9 protein-coding genes are annotated in these 16,757 nt (G+C 57.2%); 1 reads left to right on the top strand and 8 read right to left on the bottom strand.

Features of this window, described 5'->3' with window-relative positions; translation table 11 throughout:
* Positions 1-63: 63 nt before the first annotated feature.
* The 4 genes from putA to hemE form a co-directional block, all read right to left on the bottom strand.
* Positions 64-3,993 (bottom strand): trifunctional transcriptional regulator/proline dehydrogenase/L-glutamate gamma-semialdehyde dehydrogenase, encoded by a 3,930-nt coding sequence (gene putA / locus GH656_RS01315; protein ID WP_153074234.1) that lies wholly within the window; start codon positions 3,991-3,993, stop codon positions 64-66.
* Between the two features lie 143 nt (positions 3,994-4,136).
* Positions 4,137-6,176, bottom strand: coding sequence for an ankyrin repeat domain-containing protein (locus GH656_RS01310; RefSeq protein WP_153074233.1), 2,040 nt, complete (start codon positions 6,174-6,176; stop codon positions 4,137-4,139).
* A gap of 112 nt (positions 6,177-6,288) precedes the next feature.
* Positions 6,289-8,673: a primosomal protein N' gene (locus GH656_RS01305; protein ID WP_153074232.1), complete on the bottom strand. Its 2,385-nt coding sequence runs from the start codon at positions 8,671-8,673 to the stop codon at positions 6,289-6,291.
* 474 nt (positions 8,674-9,147) lie between these two features.
* On the bottom strand, positions 9,148-10,251 hold the full coding sequence (hemE, locus tag GH656_RS01300; protein WP_153074231.1) for a uroporphyrinogen decarboxylase: 1,104 nt from the start codon (positions 10,249-10,251) through the stop codon (positions 9,148-9,150).
* Between the two features lie 424 nt (positions 10,252-10,675).
* Here hemE and GH656_RS01295 point away from each other — a divergent pair, with 424 nt between their 5' ends.
* Positions 10,676-11,455 carry a transporter substrate-binding domain-containing protein gene (locus GH656_RS01295; protein ID WP_153074230.1) on the top strand — a complete coding sequence of 260 codons (780 nt, stop codon included), beginning with the start codon at positions 10,676-10,678 and terminating at the stop codon, positions 11,453-11,455.
* 317 nt (positions 11,456-11,772) lie between these two features.
* On the opposite strand, the gene GH656_RS01290 is transcribed toward GH656_RS01295, so the two are convergent.
* From GH656_RS01290 to atpG, 4 genes are all read right to left on the bottom strand, one after another.
* Positions 11,773-13,500: an AMP-binding protein gene (locus tag GH656_RS01290; RefSeq protein WP_174769669.1), complete on the bottom strand. Its 1,728-nt coding sequence runs from the start codon at positions 13,498-13,500 to the stop codon at positions 11,773-11,775.
* A gap of 204 nt (positions 13,501-13,704) precedes the next feature.
* Positions 13,705-14,124, bottom strand: coding sequence for a F0F1 ATP synthase subunit epsilon (locus tag GH656_RS01285; protein WP_153074229.1), 420 nt, complete (start codon positions 14,122-14,124; stop codon positions 13,705-13,707).
* 149 nt (positions 14,125-14,273) lie between these two features.
* Positions 14,274-15,668: a F0F1 ATP synthase subunit beta gene (gene atpD, locus GH656_RS01280; RefSeq protein WP_153074228.1), complete on the bottom strand. Its 1,395-nt coding sequence runs from the start codon at positions 15,666-15,668 to the stop codon at positions 14,274-14,276.
* An 83-nt stretch (positions 15,669-15,751) separates the two neighbouring features.
* Positions 15,752-16,636, bottom strand: coding sequence for a F0F1 ATP synthase subunit gamma (gene atpG / locus GH656_RS01275; RefSeq protein WP_153074227.1), 885 nt, complete (start codon positions 16,634-16,636; stop codon positions 15,752-15,754).
* Between the last annotated feature and the right edge of the window lie 121 nt (positions 16,637-16,757).

Here is a 16,757-nt window from a genome sequence, read left to right as displayed (position 1 = left end):
GATGGAGCAGCCTCGGCCTCACCGTAGCGCTTCCGTTGTTTTGAATGGACCCATGAGCCAGGCTCAACCGATCGTCATCAAATTTGCATTACCACCTGCTGCTGCTGTATTCACGCTAACCGAACGCTCCGTCAGCAAGCGTTCCAGCGCGTAATCCTCCTCCCCGCTTTCCAGCGCCCGTGCGGCGATCCCCTGCACCGACACGATCGGCCCAGCGCGTTGCGCGACTTCTCTGGCTAGCGCCAGCAGCTCGTCACTATCGCCTTCAAACAGAACCGCATCGAACTCGGCCTCCGGCTGCTGGCGCACGCTGGCGTAGCGCTTGAGCGATGCAGGCAATGCCTGCACCAGTTGCTCGCCGGGCGCGCCATCGAACAACGCGTGGTTGCCGGTGGCCAGCGCCGCAGCCAGTTGCAGCCGCGCGCCCGTCTCGGTTGCCGGAACGCACAGCACCGTCCCGCGCGGGCCCAACGTGTAAGTGTTGCGCTCACCGGTAGGCCCTGACAAAACCGCGGTTGCCCCAGCCAGACCAAGCGTGCGGTACGCCTCGCAACGCGCCGCCAGTTCAGGCTGCTGCTGCGCGTTGAGCCAGTCACGCAGGGCGGCCAGCGCGGCTGACGGATTGTCGCTGTTTTCGCCTGCTTGCGGTATGTCGCCCACCAGCGTCTGGGCCAATGAAGCGGGCAAACCAGCGGGGCGTTTTGCCAGCAAACGTTGCAGATACAGCGCGCCACCTGCCTTCGGCCCCGTGCCCGACAAACCCTCACCCCCGAACGGCTGTACGCCGACCACCGCGCCAATCACATTGCGGTTCACGTAAATGTTGCCCACGTGAGCGCGGCCAATCACATGAGCGATGGTCTCGTCGATCCGGGTGTGAATGCCGAGCGTCAAGCCATAGCCCGTTGCACGAATCTGCTCCAGCAGCGCGTCAAGCGCGTTACGGCGGTAACGCACCACGTGCAGCACCGGGCCAAACACTTCGCGCTTGAGTTCGTCGATGCTATCGAGTTCGATCAGCGTGGGCGGCACAAAAGTGCCGTGTGCGCAGCGCGCGGGCAACGGCAACTGAATCACCTTGTGGCCTTTTTCGCGCATCCCGGCAACGTGTACGTCGATGCCCTGCTTCGCCTCGGTGTCGATCACTGGCCCGACGTCGACGGATAGCTGGTCCGGGTTACCCAGCGCCAGTTCGTTCATCGCCCCCGCGAGCATTTCAAGCGTGCGCTCAGCGACATCCTCTTGCAGGCATAGCACCCGTAACGCCGAGCAGCGCTGGCCAGCGGAATCGAACGACGACTGCAATACATCCGCGACGACTTGTTCAGCCAGCGCTGACGAATCGACAATCATCGCGTTCTGCCCGCCGGTTTCCGCGATCAGTGGAATTGGCTTGCCGTCCACATCCAGCCGGAGCGACAAGGTTTTGTTAATCAGTCGCGCGACTTCGGTCGAGCCGGTGAACATCACCGCGCGCGTGCGCGGATCGGCCACCAGCGTTGCGCCAACGGTTGCACCATCGCCTGGCAGCAATTGCACCGCCCCCGCAGGCACACCTGCCTCATGCAGAATGCGCACGGCTTGCGCCGCGATCAACGGCGTTTGTTCAGCAGGCTTGGCCAGCACCGTATTGCCGGCAGCCAGCGCCGCCGCTACCTGACCGATGAAAATCGCCAACGGAAAATTCCAGGGGCTGATACACACCACTGGCCCGAGCGGACGATGCGTATCGTTCGAAAACTCCTGGCGGATCTGCATCGCGTAGTAACGCAGGAAGTCCACGGCTTCGCGGATCTCGCCCACCGCATTCGGCAACGATTTGCCCGCCTCACGCACGATCAAGCCCATCAGCGTCGGCATCTGCGCTTCGAGCAGATCAGCGGCGCGGTTCAGGCAATCGGCACGGGCATCAACCGGCGTTGCCTGCCAGATCGGCGCGGCGGCCACGGCCTGCGCCAGTGCAGCGCTAACGTGTTCGGCGGAGGCTTCAGTAACGATGCCCACCAGATCGCGCTGGTCAGCCGGATTGCGCACCTCGCGCGCCACGCCACCGGCGATCTCGTCACCCTCGAGCATGGGTGCAGCGCGCCACGGATGATGTGCAGTCACAAGCAACGCGGACGACAACGATGCCAGGCGATGTTCATTAGATAAATCGAGGCCCATCGAATTGGCCCGCGCCTCGCCGTACAACTGGCGCGGCAACGGAATCTTCGTGTGGGGCGCACCGAGCGGGGTAATTTTCGACGCCTCTTCCACCGGGTCCGCGATCAGATCCTTGATGGCGACATCCGGATCAGCGATGCGATTGACGAACGACGTATTCGCGCCGTTTTCCAGCAAACGCCGCACGAGGTAAGCCAGCAAAGTTTCGTGCGTGCCGACTGGGGCATACACGCGGCACGGACGGTTCAGCTTGTCGCGCCCGGTGACTTCTTCATACAGCGGCTCACCCATGCCATGCAGACACTGAAATTCATACTGGCCAGGGTAATAATTTTGTCCTGCCAAGTGATAGATCGCGCTAAGCGTATGGGCGTTATGCGTGGCGAACTGCGGATACACCGCATCGGTCGCGCCAAGCAGTTTTTTGGCGCACGCGAGGTAGGACACATCGGTGTAAATCTTGCGCGTGTACACCGGATAGCCTTCGAGGCCGTCTACTTGAGCGCGCTTGATTTCAGTGTCCCAGTACGCGCCCTTCACCAGCCGCACCATGATCCGGTGACGGCTGCGGCGTGCGAGGTCGATCAGGTAATCAATCACGAACGGGCAGCGCTTCTGATACGCCTGCACCACAAAGCCAATGCCATTCCAGCCCGCGAGTTCGGCGTCGAAACACAGCGCTTCAAGCAAATCGAGCGAGATTTCGAGGCGGTCAGCTTCTTCGGCGTCGATATTCAAACCGATGTCATAACGGCGCGCGAGGATCGCCAGCGCGCGCACACGCGGCAGCAGCTCGTTCATCGTGCGTTCATGTTGTGAGCGCGAATAACGGGCGTGCAACGCCGACAACTTGATCGAGATGCCCGGGCCTTCGTAGATTCCCCGTCCGCCCGCCGCCTTGCCAATCGCGTGGATCGCCTGTTCGTAGGAGAGGTAATAACGCTGTGCATCAGCCTCGGTGGTCGCAGCTTCACCGAGCATGTCATACGAGTAGCGGAAGCCACGTGCTTCGTATTTACGGCTGTTCGCCAAGGCTTCGGAAATGTTTTCGCCGGTGACGAACTGTTCGCCCATCAAGCGCATCGCCATATCGACGCCCTTGCGAATCAGCGGCTCGCCGCCCTTGCCGATCATGCGCGTCAGCGCCGACGACAAACCGGTTTCGCTATTGGTCGTCACCAGCTTGCCGGTAATCATCAAGCCCCACGTAGCGGCGTTGACGAAGAGCGACGGGGCGTGGCCAACGTGCGATTTCCAGTCGCCCTTGCTGATCTTGTCGCGGATCAATGCGTCCCGGGTGGCGCGATCGGGAATGCGCAGCAGCGCCTCGGCCAGGCACATCAACGCGACGCCTTCCTGGCTGGATAGCGAGAACTCCTGAATCAAGCCATCAACACCACCACCCGAGCGCTTGCCGCGCAGCGTTTCAACCAGCTTGCCCGCCATTTTCTGCACATCGTCTGCGATGGCGGCAGGCAAGCGCGCCTGGCCAGTCAGGAAGGGCACGCATTCGGGCTCAGGACGGCGGTAGGCCGCCGTGATGGCGGCGCGCAACACCGATTGCGGCTGCACGTTCTGTGCGAATTCGAGAAACGGATGGGGCGCGCTGTCTTCTTCGGCCTCAACAGTGGCGCTATCGGCCAGATCGGCAACGCCCAGATGACTGGAGAGTTCAGCGGGCAACTGGCCATGCTCGATCTTTTCCAGGTAGGCGAAGATCGCCTGCTTGATTAGCCAGTGCGGGGTGCGTTCGATACGCGTCGCGGCATCTTTGAGCCGCGTGCGCAGGAGATCATCTACTTTGACGCCAAGAGTGGTACTCGCCATATTTCCTTCTATTTGCGGCAACCAGGCCGCGTCGGTCAGAGACTAAAAATTATGGCGATCCTACCTTTCTCAAAAAAAAGGTGCAACCGCTATGAAAACGGGTTGCACCTTTTGGGAGCCCTTTATTTGACGCAGGGTAGCGCTTAATCCAGTGAGATCGACATGAACTCGTTTGAGTCGGTGTTTTCCCTGGCTAAGTTGGAGGTACTACCTGACTGTGGGCTAACGACGTTTTTGTTCACGCTAGAACGCTGGTCATTTAGCTTGTAGGTTTGCGCGACGCTCCCCGGACCCTTCTGGGCGATATCGATAAAGTGCTGAGGGGCCAGCGTCTCCTGCATCAAGAAAGTACCGTCCGCGGCCCGGGACCGATTCAAGCCATGAATTTTCTCAAGCCTCTCGTCGATTTTCTTCCGGGCATTTTCCCGGTCGTTGAATTTGCGATTCGAGCGATCATTCCATACAACGTCTGCATCCGCAGATCGAATCAGACAACTGACAGAAAATTCATCCTGATTTATCAGCGTTTGCAGCAAATTGCTGGAGAAACCATTTTTCTTTGCAAGCGCGGCGGGGGTTTCTCCGTTTTTATTAACGAGATTAATCTGGGCACCCGCCTTAAGCAGCAGAATTGCATTACTTGCCAGCCCCCCACTCAGCGCAAGATGCAAAGCGGTATTGCCATCATCATCCTGAATATCCAGATTTGCACCATACCGGATAAACTCCAGCAACATATTACTTAAATTTTGACTGGCGTAATGCAACCCAGTGCGGCCTTTATTATCGTCCTTTGCATCGACATTGATAATATCACCCAGCCGCTGAATCCCGCTTCTCAACCCAGCAATCAGAGAATTAAATTTTCTTTGCCGGCTAAGGTATTCCGCGTTACCAGAACAGCACAGCCACTCGATTATTAAATCTCGACAATTTATAATATTTTCATCTATCGCCAAAATAGCCTTCCACTCAAGCAAAATCTCCGCCATCGAGACTTCCGCAGTTCTGAGTGCTTCTATTTCGTCGTAAAGATTATTTAACTCCTTTACACATAACCTACTCTCTTTATTTTTTTTGTTAATCTCCTCCTCGCATCTTTCAACCTCACCACGAATAATCTTCAGCTCCACGTCCATTTCCGCCATGACCTGTTCAACATCATAGCGAGACGCACCTAAAACACGGATAACCGGCCGTTCAACCACCGTTTTTTCGATATTGGAACTTGCATCCGTGCTGGATAAAGATTTTACGACCTTTATTTCCTCCCTAAACCATAAGTTATAAACTGATGAAATTAAATTGACATCGCTCCCATCTAGCATTTCTCTCAAACGACGGCAATTGAACAGCTGCAATTCTGCGCAAGCCGAATCAAAACGCAAACTGTCTACCAGCAGAAAGTCTTTCGGTCTAACTTTTGAAATGACCATTTTTATATTAGGCCGCTGCAAATCGTGCCTCAAACATGGCGGCTCGCCCAATATCCGTCTGCGCTCCGCTAATTCTGCGGCATCAACTTTCTGCAGCGCCTGCTGCTTCTTTTTACCTTCAGATTTTGCCTTATTTGTTTCGAATAAGTCTGGAATCAGCGAATCATAATCAAAATCCGACTCATTGCAATTAATCAGAATTGGATTTTTTAATAATTCTGCACTTTGGTAACGATTGCCAAAACGCTCTAACTTTGGACTTGAGAACGGGGAATTTCGACTTGAACTTGACAATGGAGAGCCATCAACACCACTCAAAAATGAACTCGATGAATCCAGTGAACCTGACAGCCCTCCGTCAAAATCGGACTGGGATAAATCAGCACTGCTATTAAGACTAGGCCACCCAGGGAGCGGAACACTCCCATCAGAATCAAAAGATGCTTTCAGACCGCCAGGCACTCCATTATTTTTAAACTCCTGATCCAGCGCTCTTGATTCGTAACTTAACAAGTCATCCCGCGGCTCATCTATGACAGCATTCGGATTAAAGAAATGCACCATGCGAGCCGAACCGTTAACTAATAAACCATGTTGAATACTCGATTGATAAGAAGACAGACCAACTCTGCCTTTATAGCCCCCTCCATCCACTTCATCTTTATACCTCCTACCACCTTTATACGCCTCATCACCTTTATACGCCCCATCACCTTTATACGTCCCATTATTTTTAACGGAATACATTCTTCACCTCGAAAAAATGATTAACTAATTATTCAATTAGCCATCTTAAAATTAAATTTCGATTAGCAGCCAACCACTTCACAACGGTATTTCCCAAAAAATTCTGTTTCGATTAAATATCTAGCGGATCCACTTCCAGATTCCAGCGCAACACACCTTTTTGCCGGCGCAAACCAGGTTGCCATGCTCGCAACGTGGCCTGCAATGCTGCCCGTGAAGCACTTTCAATCAACAATTGCGCACGGTGTACATGCATCACCTTGACCACCGTGAGTGGCACCGCGTCGTACACCGTCATTCGTTCAGCCGAGGGCAAGGTCTGCAGTGCCAACGCCGCTTGTTGCAAGAACTCCAGCGCCGCTTCCAGCGTGCGTCCTTCGGCACGCAACAATGCCTGATAAACAAAAGGCGGTAAATGGGCATCGCGCCGTTCGGCCAGTGTTGTGTGGGCAAAACCAACATAATCGTGGCGCACCAGCGCGTGATACAGCGCATGCCGTGGATAGCGCGTCTGGATCAACACCTCGCCCGCAAGGCCGGAGCGGCCTGCGCGGCCGCTCACTTGCATGAGCTGCGCAAACAATCGCTCGCTGGCACGAAAGTCGTGCGAAAACAACGCCGTATCGGCGTTCAGCACGCCCACCAGCGAGACACGCTGAAAATCATGCCCCTTCGCAATCATTTGCGTGCCGACCAAAATATCCACTTCACCAGCATGTACATCGGCAAAAAGCGCCTGTGCGCTGCCCTTGCGCCGCGTGCTGTCCGCGTCGATCCGCAACACTCGCGCGCCAGGCACAGCCCCGGCGAGCGCTTCTTCGATACGCTGCGTGCCACGGCCAAGCGGCGCGATATCGACATTGCCGCACTCCGGGCAAGCATGCGGAATGCGTGCTTCCCAGCCGCAATGGTGGCAACGCAGCGCCCGTTCCGGTTTGTGCAGCACCACGTAGGCACTGCAACGCGGGCAGCCCGCCACCCAGCCGCAGGCATCGCATGCCAGTTGCGGCGCATAACCACGCCGGTTGAGAAAGACCAAGCTTTGCTCCCCGCGCTCCAGACGATTTTTTAGCCCGGCAATCAGCGGCCCGGACAAGCCTTCTACTGACGCTCGCCCGCGCCGCCGCTCTTCTTCCAGATCAACCAGCTTCACCTCGGGCAAAACGGCCTGAGCCACTGCCCGGTGCGTCAGCGTCAGCCGGACATAGCGGCCCTGATCGGCTTGCCACCAGCTTTCCAGCGAAGGCGTCGCCGAGCCCAGCACCACGGGAATCCCCAGTTGCCTGGCACGCCACACAGCCAGATCGCGGGCGGAGTAACGCAGCCCTTCTTGCTGCTTATAAGCCGGGTCATGTTCCTCATCGACGACGATCATCGCCAACGCGGGCAGCGACGCCAGCACCGCCAGCCGCGTGCCCAGCACGATGCGGGCACGGCCAGAATGCGCGGCGAGCCAGTGACGCGCCCGCTCACCTTCGGCCAGGCCGCTATGGAGCGTAACAATCGCATGCTGTTCAAAGGCGGCAAAACGGGCGCGGAACGCGGCCTCGAATTGCGGTGTGAGATTGATTTCCGGCACCAGCACCAGCGCCTGAGCCTCGGGCCGCTCTTCAAGGAGATGCGCCAACGCCCGGAGATACACCTCGGTCTTACCGCTGCCGGTCACGCCATACAGCAGGAACGGGGCGAACTGGCGTGCACTGCGAATTGCCTGCACAGCGTCTTGCTGCTCATCGGTCAACGCCGGCCAGGCGGGCATACCGGAAACGTGGGCGCGTATGGTGTTTTGGGTGTTTTGGGTGTTTTGGGTGTTTTGGGTGTTTTGGGTGTTTTGGGTGTTTTGGGTGTTTTGGGTGTTTTGGGTGTTGGTGGCGGTGGCGGCCGCAGTAGAAGCAACCAAGGCTACAGGTGCCTCCCATACCGTGGATGCCGCACACGCTTCGGCCAGTTCCAGCTCAATCCAGCCCTGCGCCTGCCATTCGGCGAGCGTCGCTAACGCCTTCGGATGCAGCGCACGCGCCTCAGTGGCCGTCAGCACCATTCGCTCCACCAGAGCGGCAGCCAGCCTGCGTAACGCACGTGCCCGAGGCGGCAAGGCATCTGGCAACACAGCAGCCCCGGCCTCCAGCAGACGATAACGCTCGGACGGTGCCAGCAACCGCGCCCAGCGCGACGAATCACGCAATGCTTGGGGCAACGCAGGCAATGCCACTTCGCCGCGCCCCCGCTGGTAGTAATCGGCGGCAAACGTCACCAGTCCAAGCCATTCAGCAGAGAGCGCCGGACAGGCCAGACACAGGTTGCTAACCGCCTTCAGCCGCTCCGGCGCAACCTCGCTGTGAGTAGTCACTTCGACAATCAGGCCGACAATCTGGCGCTTGCCGAACGGAACTTCCGCCAACATGCCAGGCGTGGGAGCCAGCGCTGCATCACAGCGGTAGTCGAAAAGGGTCGGCAGCGGATGATCCAGCGCGACGCGGACGAAGACGTGACTCACGTGTGAATCGGTGCAGATAAACCGACGAACCAGAGCGCTGGAAAGGGATACGGCGTCGGGGCAATCGAGCCACTGAAGTTAAAGTAAAACATCACTTTCGCCGCTAAGTTTTGGATTCGGCAGAACAAAAATGCGCCGCCGTCGTGCCTGTGGATAACTTTGTTGAAAACTACATCTCAATCGCCCCGAGGCCTCATAAAAACGGTATTCGAAGCAGTTTCGTCAAGATTTGTGCCACAACCGGAGCGCCTTGTCAGTCAAGGCGCAATCCGTATATCAGAAATTTTCGCAAGCACATTTTGTCAACTGAAAGCTCTATTGCGTCGCAGCGAGAAAAATGTGCATAAGTCAAGTCTTGACAAGTGCCGAAGCCCGTTCCAGCAGGGAATTACCCCGTCTGATCAGGCCCGCACGGGGGAAATTCAGACGCTGGGCTCGCCGCGCAGCAACAAATAGCCCTATGCAATCTGGGGGCTATACAACAGAAGGAATTTCTGCTGCACGAATCGTCCGGCTATGGCGATGCACTTCATCGACCAGTTCGGCGACATGCTCCGGCGGCGTGAACTGCGAAATACCGTGCCCCAGGTTAAACACATGGCCCGGATGATTGCCGTAACTATCGAGTACCGCACGCGCTTCGGCACGGATGACAGCAGGCGGGGCGAACAGCACCGATGGATCAATGTTGCCTTGCAGCGCGACACGCCCACCAGTCCGCTCACGGGCCTGCGCCAGGTTGACAGTCCAGTCGAGCCCCACTGCATCAACACCCGTCGCGGCAATCTCTTCCAGCCAGAGCCCACCGCCCTTGGTGAAAGTAACCACCGGCACCGGCTCACCGAGATGCACACGCTTGAGCTGGCTCACCACCCGTTCGATGTAATGCAGCGAGAAGCGTTGATAAATACCATCCGCGAGCGCGCCGCCCCAGGTATCGAAAATCATCACCGCTTGCGCGCCCGCTTCGATTTGGGCGTTTAGATAAGCCGCCACCGACTGCGCATTGATTTCAAGAATGCGGTGCATCAAATCGGGGCGGGCATACAGCATCGACTTGACCGTGCGGAAGTCGTCCGATCCGCCCCCTTCAACCATGTAACAGGCCAGCGTCCACGGGCTGCCGGAAAAGCCGATCAACGGCACCCGCTGACGACCCTGGGCATCGGTCAGCGCGCGGCGGATTTCGCTCACGGCATCGGTGACATAGCGCAGCGTGGCATCCATATCCGGCACGGCGAGACGCGCAACATCGTCCTCGGTACGCACAGGGCGCGCGAATTTCGGCCCTTCGCCAGCGGCAAAATCAAGGCCGAGGCCCATCGCATCTGGAATCGTCAGGATGTCTGAAAACAGGATCGCGGCATCGAGCGGAAACCTCTCTAGCGGCTGTAACGTGACTTCGGTGGCGTAAGCGGGATTTTTTGCCAGATTGAGGAAGCTACCGGCACGGCTGCGCGTCGCGTTGTATTCCGGCAGATACCGGCCGGCCTGGCGCATGAGCCAGATCGGCGTGTAATCGGTTGGCTGGCGCATCAGCGCACGCAAAAACGTATCGTTGAGAAGGGTGTGGGACACGATGGAAGCGCCAAAAGACAAAGCGGCATTTTACCGGACGCCACCTGGTCACTCAGCCTAATCTGGCCAGCGCGGCAAAATCTCGCGGCACGCGCTAGCCAACGGTCCTGTTTCATGAAGATTGTCTGGCTATCATCCTGGTCGTTTGTCGTTCGACATTTGCCCTTCGCCCTTCGCCCTTCGCCACTCGCCACTCGCCACTCGCCCTTCGCCCTTCGCCCTTCGCCCTTCGCCACTCGCCACTCGCCCTTCGCCCTTCGCCCTTCGCCCTTCGCCCTTCGCCCTTCGCCCTTCGCCCTTCGCCCTTCGCCCTTCGCCACTCGCCATTCGCCATCCAGCCATTCACCAGCGCTCAGCCACCTCACCCCACAATGGCTGAACTACCGGCTCTACCCACCCTGTTTCCCATACCCACTGGAACACCATGAACCTGCCCGCTCTCACGCTCATCCTGACGCTGACCCTACCAGGTGCCGCCAGCACCGCACTGGCCCAAGCCGCACCCTCCAGACTCGACACCGTGCTGACTCGTGGCACCTTGCGCGCCTGCACCCCCGGCGATTACAAGCCGTATTCGTACCAGCGGCCAGATGGACAATTTGAAGGGATTGATATCGATATGGCGCAATCGCTCGCCCAGTCGCTGGGCGTCAAGCTGAGTTACGTCAAAACCAGTTGGAGCAACCTGATGAGCGATTTCGCCGCGCAATGCGACATCGGCATAGGAGGGATTTCAACCACGCTCGAACGGCAAAAACAGGCGTTTTTCACGCAACCGTATGCCATTGACGGCAAGACCCCCATCGTGCGTTGCGACGATCTCAGCCGTTACCAGACACTCGAACAAATCGACCAGCCCGCGACACGCGTGATTTTCAATCCAGGCGGCACCAATGAACGCTTCGCCAAACAGCACTTTTCGCGCGCAGTGCTGACGATGTATCCAGATAACGTGACGATCTTTGGCCAGATTCTTGCGGGCAAAGCAGACGTGATGGTGACCGACTCATCCGAAACCCGCTTGCAGCAAAAACTCCATCCCGGCCTGTGCGCGGTCCACCCGGAGCAGCCGTTCCAGTACGGCGAAAAAGCATGGCTGCTGCCACGCGGCGATACGGTGTTTCAGCAGTATGTGGATCAATGGCTGCATCTAACGCGCGCCACAGGTGAGTACCAGACGATCTCGGATAAATGGCTCCGATGACCCGGCACGCATACAGGCCCCAAACAGCCGAAACGCCTTTACGGACGGGCGTTACAACCTGAAACACTTTGTTACTTTGGACACGCAACAATTCGACCACAATGCATCCCGACGGTTTCAACACAGATGTGACCGGGCCTCTCAAGTTGTTGCCCTTTTTTACAGACAAGGGACATCTCTGCTGGAACCGTTGTTTCTCTTTCAGCCAGTTCCACCTTTGGTCTCCTCGCGCTAACCCCGTAGCGTGTGGCTTAAGCGGGCTCCAGGCCCGCTTTTTTTCGTCCGCGTTTTTTCCAACCTTTTGTCCACCGCCTGAACTAGCCCTTCTTCAAAGCCCGCACCATCTGCTCGCGCATCACGAATTTCTGTGCTTTGCCGGTCACTGTCATTGGCAACTCTTCGACAAAGCGAATGTGCTTTGGCACCTTGTAATGCGCAATCTGGTCACGACAAAATTCGCGGATCTCGTCAGCACTGGCCTGCTCGCCCGGACGCAACACAATCCACGCACAAACCTCCTCGCCATATTTCGGATCGGGCACGCCAAACACTTGCACACTCTGGATCTTCGGATGCCGGAACAGAAACTCCTCGATCTCCCGCGGGTAAATGTTCTCGCCACCCCGTATCAGCATGTCCTTCAGACGGCCCACGATATTGCAGTAGCCGTCAGCATCAAGCGTCGCCAGATCGCCGGTATGCATCCAGCCATCAATGATGCTTTCGCGCGTTTTTGCTGCATCGCCCCAATAGCCCAGCATGACGGAATAGCCCTTGGTGCATAGCTCGCCAGTCACACCCACCGGCACAATGCGGCCAAGCTCATCGACAATCTTCACTTCCAGATGCGGCTGAATCCGTCCCACTGTGGTGGTCCGTTTATCCAGCGGATCAGTAGTGGAGCTTTGAAATGAAACCGGGCTGGTCTCCGTCATGCCATAGGCAATCGTGATTTCGGCTAAGTGCATCTGCGATACGACCCGCTTCATGGTCTCGATGGGGCACGGCGACCCCGCCATGATTCCGGTACGCAGGCGCGAAAGATCGTAAGTAGCGAAGTCGGGATGATCCAGCTCCGCGATGAACATCGTCGGCACGCCATGCAACGCTGTGCATCGTTCTTCGGCGACCGCGGCGAGGGTCGCAGCAGGATCGAACGCCTCGCCCGGAAACACCATGCCCGCCCCCACCGATACACACGCCAGCACCGCCAGCACCATCCCAAAGCAGTGATAGAGCGGCACAGGGATGCATAGCGTGTCCTGTTCGCTCAGCCGCATCGCCTGCGCGATAGAACGGGCGTTGTTGACGATATTGCGGTGAGTCAGCGTCGCGCCCTTCGGGTTGCCCGTGGTGCCGCTGGTGAACTGGATATTGACCGGCTCATCACAAGCCAGTGCTGCACTAATCGCGTCAAGCTGCGCCATATCGAGCGTCGTCCGGCCCTGTTCCATCACCGAGGCAAACGACAACATGCCCGGCATTTGCGCCTCGCCCATGCAAATAACGGTACGCAGATCCGGCAGACGCGCAGCATGCAGCTCACCCGGCTGAGCCTGTGCCAGCTCCGGCGCAAGCTCTTGCAGCATCTCCAGATACATCGACGATTTAAAGCGCTCTGCCGCGATGATTGCCTTGCAGCCAACAAGCTTCAACGCATATTCAAGCTCAGCCAGCCGGTACGCCGGATTAATGTTCACCATCACCGCGCCGATCTGCGCTGTAGCGAATTGCGTGAGCAGCCATTCGGCCCGGTTAGGTGACCAGATCCCCACCCGGTCACCCTTCACAATGCCCAGCGCAATCAAACCCGCCGCCAGCAAATTGATTTGCTCAGCCAATGCACGCCAGCTCCAGCGAATCCCCTGCTCACGAAACACGACCGCTGAACGCTCAGGAAAACGCTGTACGGCACTGCTGAACAACTGTTCTACGGTCTGCTCGCTTAACGCGACCCGCGTCGAACCCCGCACATAAGACAGGCCATTTTTTGGCGCAATCAGCGCGCTGTTGTCAGCATCGCCTGCGGGTATCTGCATTGCCATGACGTTCTCTCCACGAAGCGAATTTTCCCGGTGCGCGCCTCATCTCTGGCCACGCGGCTCACTGGCATCCCGCATCGGCCACAGAACCAACGGCCGGATAGCGCAAGGCATGATTCTGAGTTGCTTTCCGTAAACGTCAAGAGTGGTCAAAAAAAAAGCAGCCCGAAGGCTGCTTTCGACATCTGCTTGTGACCGCTTCTGCTGCTATCCGCGTAACTTGCGCAGCCGCTGGATCGCAGCGAGCTGGGCTGTTGCATACGCGAGTTCTGCCTGAGCAGTTGCGTATTCGAGGTCTGAGCCTGTGTTCTGCAACGCCTCTTCGGCACGCTTGCGCGCTGCTTCGGCCTTTGCTTCATCCAGATCTTTGCCACGAATCGCGGTATCGGCCAAAACCGTTACCACACCCGGTTGAACTTCAAGAACGCCGCCCGCGACGAACACAAACTCTTCGTCGCCGTTTTCAGCTTCAATCCGCACCGCACCCGGACGAATACGCGTAATCAGCGGCGTATGGCCGGGCAAGATACCGAGTTCGCCTGCTTCGCCGGGAAGCGCGACGAATTTCGCCTGGCCAGAGAAGATCTGCTCTTCAGCGCTGACGACTTCTACTTTGATTAATGCCATATCGACTCCTGTCGAAGAGTGTTGGCGCTTGAACGCTGACGCTCCTCGCATGCAAAACGGTTGAACATGATGCGTTAGGCGCGGGACTGTGCATGACTTGTTAAAGCGCACACAGCAAAACCCGCGCCGCGTTGCTATCAGTTAAACCGTTACTGGATCTTCTTGGCCTTTTCAAAGGCTTCGTCAATCGTGCCGACCATATAAAAGGCCTGTTCCGGCAGATGATCGCATTCACCTTCAACGATCATCTTGAAACCACGGATGGTTTCTTTCAACGGCACGTACTTGCCTGGCGAACCCGTAAACACTTCTGCGACGTGGAACGGCTGCGACAGGAAACGCTGAATCTTCCGCGCACGCGCCACCGACAGCTTGTCTTCTGGCGACAGTTCATCCATACCCAGAATCGCAATAATGTCGCGCAATTCCTTGTAACGCTGAAGCGTTTGCTGCACACCACGCGTAATGGCGTAATGCTCTTCGCCAATCACGTTCGGGTCGATCTGGCGCGAAGTCGAATCGAGCGGATCAACTGCCGGGTAGATACCCAGCGAAGCGATGTCACGCGACAGCACCACGGTTGCATCAAGGTGACCGAAGGTGGTAGCAGGCGACGGATCGGTCAAGTCATCCGCAGGAACGTACACGGCTTGCACCGAAGTAATCGAACCCGTTTTGGTCGACGTAATACGTTCTTGCAGCTTGCCCATTTCTTCAGCCAGCGTCGGCTGATAACCCACCGCAGACGGCATCCGGCCCAGCAACGCGGAAACTTCTGTACCGGCCAGCGTGAAACGGTAGATGTTGTCGACGAAGAACAGCACGTCGAGACCTTCATCACGGAAATGCTCAGCCATCGTCAGACCAGTCAGCGCGACGCGCAAACGGTTACCCGGCGGCTCGTTCATCTGGCCATACACCAGCGCGACCTTGTCGAGAACGTTCGAGTCTTTCATCTCGTGGTAGAAGTCGTTCCCTTCACGGGTCCGCTCACCCACGCCTGCGAACACGGAATAACCACCGTGTTCTTTAGCGATGTTGTTGATCAGTTCCATCATGTTGACGGTCTTGCCCACACCAGCGCCACCGAACAAACCAACCTTGCCGCCCTTGGCAAACGGGCAGATCAAGTCAATCACCTTGATGCCGGTTTCGAGCAGTTCCGTCGACGGCGACAGCTCATCAAACGCCGGTGCCTTCTGGTGAATCGAACGAACCTTGTCGCTATTGATCGGACCAGCTTCGTCGATTGGGCGGCCCAGAACGTCCATGATCCGGCCCAGTGTCGGCTTGCCAACCGGCACGCTAATCGGCTTGGCGGTGTTTTTCACCACGAGGCCACGGCGCAAGCCGTCCGAAGCGCCCAGACAGATGGTGCGTACGACACCATCGCCCAGTTGCTGCTGAACTTCGAGAGTCAGCTCAGACCCATCAAGAATCAGCGCGTCGTAAATTTTGGGCATGGCTTCACGCGGGAATTCCACGTCGATCACCGCGCCGATGCACTGTACGATCTTGCCTTCTACCAAAGCAGTAGTACTCATCGCGTTTCCTTTAGATACTCAATTCTTCACTCGCGCAAAGGCGCAGTTTCGAGGCATATGCCCACTTGTTCGCGTCGAGGCGGTTAAACCGCAGCGGCGCCACCGACAATCTCTGACAGCTCTTTCGTAATCGCGGCCTGACGGCTCTTGTTATACACAAGCTGCAATTCGTTAATCACTGTCTTGGCATTGTCCGACGCCGCTTTCATCGCCACCATCCGGGCCGACTGCTCTGACGCCATATTTTCCGCAACGGCCTGATACACCAGCGCTTCAACGTAACGCACCAGCAATTCGTCCACCACGGCCTGTGCGTCCGGCTCGTAGATGTAATCCCATGACGTGCGCGGCGTAACACCCGCTTCGTCTTTGGTCTCAAATTCGTCAGCCGACAACGGCAACAGTTGTTCGATCACCGGCTCCTGCTTCATCGTGTTGACGAAACGTGTATATGCCAGATAGACCGCTGAAACCTTGCCTTCCGAATACAGGTCAAGTTGCACCTTGACCGCACCAATCAGCTTTTCGAGATGTGGCGTATCACCCAGATGCGCGACATTCGACACAACCTTGGCACGCAAGCGGTTCAAAAACCCCAGCCCCTTGCTGCCAATTGCCGTCGCTTCGAACGTTTTGCCCTGCGCTTCAAACTCTTTGAACTTCTGCAATGACGCACGCAAAATGTTCGTGTTCATGCCGCCGCACAAGCCCTTGTCAGTCGTGACAAGAATGATGCCGGCCATCTTCGCGCCATCATTCGACACCATAAACGGGTGGCGATACTCAGGGTTCGCATGGCTCATGTGTGCAGCGATCTCACGAACCTTGTCAGCATATGGGCGAGCAGCACGCATACGCTCCTGAGCGCGGCGCATCTTCGATGCGGCCACCATCTCCATCGCTTTCGTGATCTTGCGCGTGTTTTGCACGCTCTTGATCTTGCCGCGAATTTCCTTCATTCCAGCCATTGCTTGGCTCCTTTGTCGACTCGAGTTAGCGCGTTAGCGGTAGCTCAAGCCCCATGCAAAGCGATCGAAGCAGTGCGGCAGCATTGAGATGTGCCCGCACTACTTCAAGGCCCGTATAGTT

Source organism: Paraburkholderia bonniea, assembly GCF_009455625.1.
Taxonomy (GTDB): Bacteria; Pseudomonadota; Gammaproteobacteria; order Burkholderiales; family Burkholderiaceae; genus Paraburkholderia; species Paraburkholderia bonniea.
The sequence above is the reverse complement of the archived record's forward strand: the minus strand, read 5'-3'. Positions and strand labels throughout refer to the sequence as shown.

What these genes read in the sequence shown, in the direction of transcription:
- atpG (WP_153074227.1), bottom strand. Translation starts at nt 16,636, where the DNA reads ATGGCTGGAATGAAGGAAATTCGCGGCAAGATCAAGAGCGTGCAAAAC.
- GH656_RS01290 (WP_174769669.1), bottom strand. Translation starts at nt 13,500, where the DNA reads ATGGCAATGCAGATACCCGCAGGCGATGCTGACAACAGCGCGCTGATT.
- GH656_RS01310 (WP_153074233.1), bottom strand. Translation starts at nt 6,176, where the DNA reads ATGTATTCCGTTAAAAATAATGGGACGTATAAAGGTGATGGGGCGTAT.
- putA (WP_153074234.1), bottom strand. Translation starts at nt 3,993, where the DNA reads ATGGCGAGTACCACTCTTGGCGTCAAAGTAGATGATCTCCTGCGCACG.
- GH656_RS01295 (WP_153074230.1), top strand. Translation starts at nt 10,676, where the DNA reads ATGAACCTGCCCGCTCTCACGCTCATCCTGACGCTGACCCTACCAGGT.
- atpD (WP_153074228.1), bottom strand. Translation starts at nt 15,668, where the DNA reads ATGAGTACTACTGCTTTGGTAGAAGGCAAGATCGTACAGTGCATCGGC.
- GH656_RS01285 (WP_153074229.1), bottom strand. Translation starts at nt 14,124, where the DNA reads ATGGCATTAATCAAAGTAGAAGTCGTCAGCGCTGAAGAGCAGATCTTC.